The sequence below is a fragment of the Caballeronia sp. RCC_10 genome (assembly GCF_041360715.1).
GTDB classification, from domain to species: domain Bacteria; phylum Pseudomonadota; class Gammaproteobacteria; order Burkholderiales; family Burkholderiaceae; genus Caballeronia; species Caballeronia grimmiae.
In genome coordinates this window covers 1-1,451 of sequence record NZ_JBFUPT010000099.1, presented here as the reverse complement: position 1 = coordinate 1,451, position 1,451 = coordinate 1, and the positions used below count along the sequence as shown (strand labels likewise).

Annotated in this window: 1 protein-coding gene; it reads left to right on the top strand. The window is 60.3% G+C overall.

What is annotated here, in order from left to right; all coding sequences use genetic code 11:
• The first annotated feature begins 51 nt into the window (after positions 1 to 51).
• A protein-coding gene (locus AB6804_RS31785; protein ID WP_370889823.1) for an IS3 family transposase occupies positions 52 to 1,418 on the top strand; the annotation gives its coding sequence in 2 pieces (ribosomal slippage) (positions 52 to 514 and positions 514 to 1,418; 1,368 coding nt in all).
• Positions 1,419 to 1,451: the final 33 nt, after the last annotated feature.

Genomic DNA, 1,451 nt, shown 5'->3' with positions numbered 1-1,451 from the left:
TGAACTGCACCCCAAAAGTTGGACACCGATCCAACCTTTGGGGTGTTTTTCATGACGAAGTACGATGAGCGGTTTCGGCGGGAGTTAGTCGGTCAGTATTTGGGTGGCGGCATTGGGTATGGGTCGCTTGCCGCGCGTTACGGGCTTGACCCTTCGATGCTGCGACGTTGGGTGGCTGCGTACAGGGTGCATGGCGGGCAGGCGCTGGACAAAAAGTTCAGCCACTACGACGCGCGGTTCCGGCTACAGGTGCTGGAGCACATGTGGCGCGAAGGGCTTTCGCTGCGCGAGGTCACCGCGCGCTACGACATCCGTGATGCAGGCAGCGTGGCGCGCTGGGCGCGTCTGTATGATGAGGGCGGTATCGATGCTCTTGCGCCCCGCCGCCGCGGGCGCCGCCCGAAGATGACTGACACCCAGCCGCCAAAGCCTACCGAAGACGAAGCTCCCGACACGCGCACACGCGACGAGTTGCTCAAGGAGAACGAGTATCTGCGCGCGGAGGTGGCGTACCTAAAAAAGCTCGATGCGCTGCTCAAGGCGAAAAAGCAGGCAGCAGCGCAAAAGAAAAAACGCAAATCGTGAACACGCTGCGCACGCGCCATCCGCTAGCTGCACTGCTGACGATCGCACAGCTTGCACGCAGCACGTTCTACTACCAGTTGCGCGTGCTCGAAGCCGGCGAGCGCCACGTCGAACTCAAGACGCAGATCCGCGCCGTGTACGACCATCACAAGGGACGATACGGCTATAGACGCATCACCGCAGCGATGCGCAACGCCGGTCAGACGGTCAATCACAAGACCGTGCAGCGACTGATGGGCGAGTTGCGGCTGAAGTCGCTGGTTCGGCCGAAGCGGTATCGCTCATGGCGCGGTGAGGTGGGTCGGGTGGCGCCCAATCTGCTTGCGCGACAGTTCGAAGCGCATGCGCCGAATCAGAAGTGGGTGACCGATGTGACGGAGTTCAATGTCAATGGCGAGAAACTGTATCTGTCGCCGGTCATGGACCTGTACAACGGCGAGATCGTGGCCTGCCAGATGGCGCGTCGGCCCAGCTTTGATCTGGTCAGCGGCATGCTGAAGAAGGCGCTTGCGCGGCTTCGCAGTCACGACAGGCCGTTGCTGCATTCGGATCAGGGATGGCAATATCAGATGCCCGCCTGGCGACAGGCGCTAGCCGTGCACGGCATCACGCAGAGCATGTCGCGCAGGGCGAATTGCCTCGATAACGCTGCGATGGAGAGCTTCTTCGGCACGCTGAAATCTGAGTTCTTCCGGCTGAACCGTTTCTCAAGCGTCGAGCAGTTGCAGGCCAGCTTGCCGCAATACATCCACTACTACAACCATGAGCGCATCAAGCTCAAACTAAATGGGCTGAGTCCCGTGCAATACAGGACTCAGCCCTTGGCTGCCTAGCCTTTACTGTCCAACTTCAGGGGGTCAGTTCAG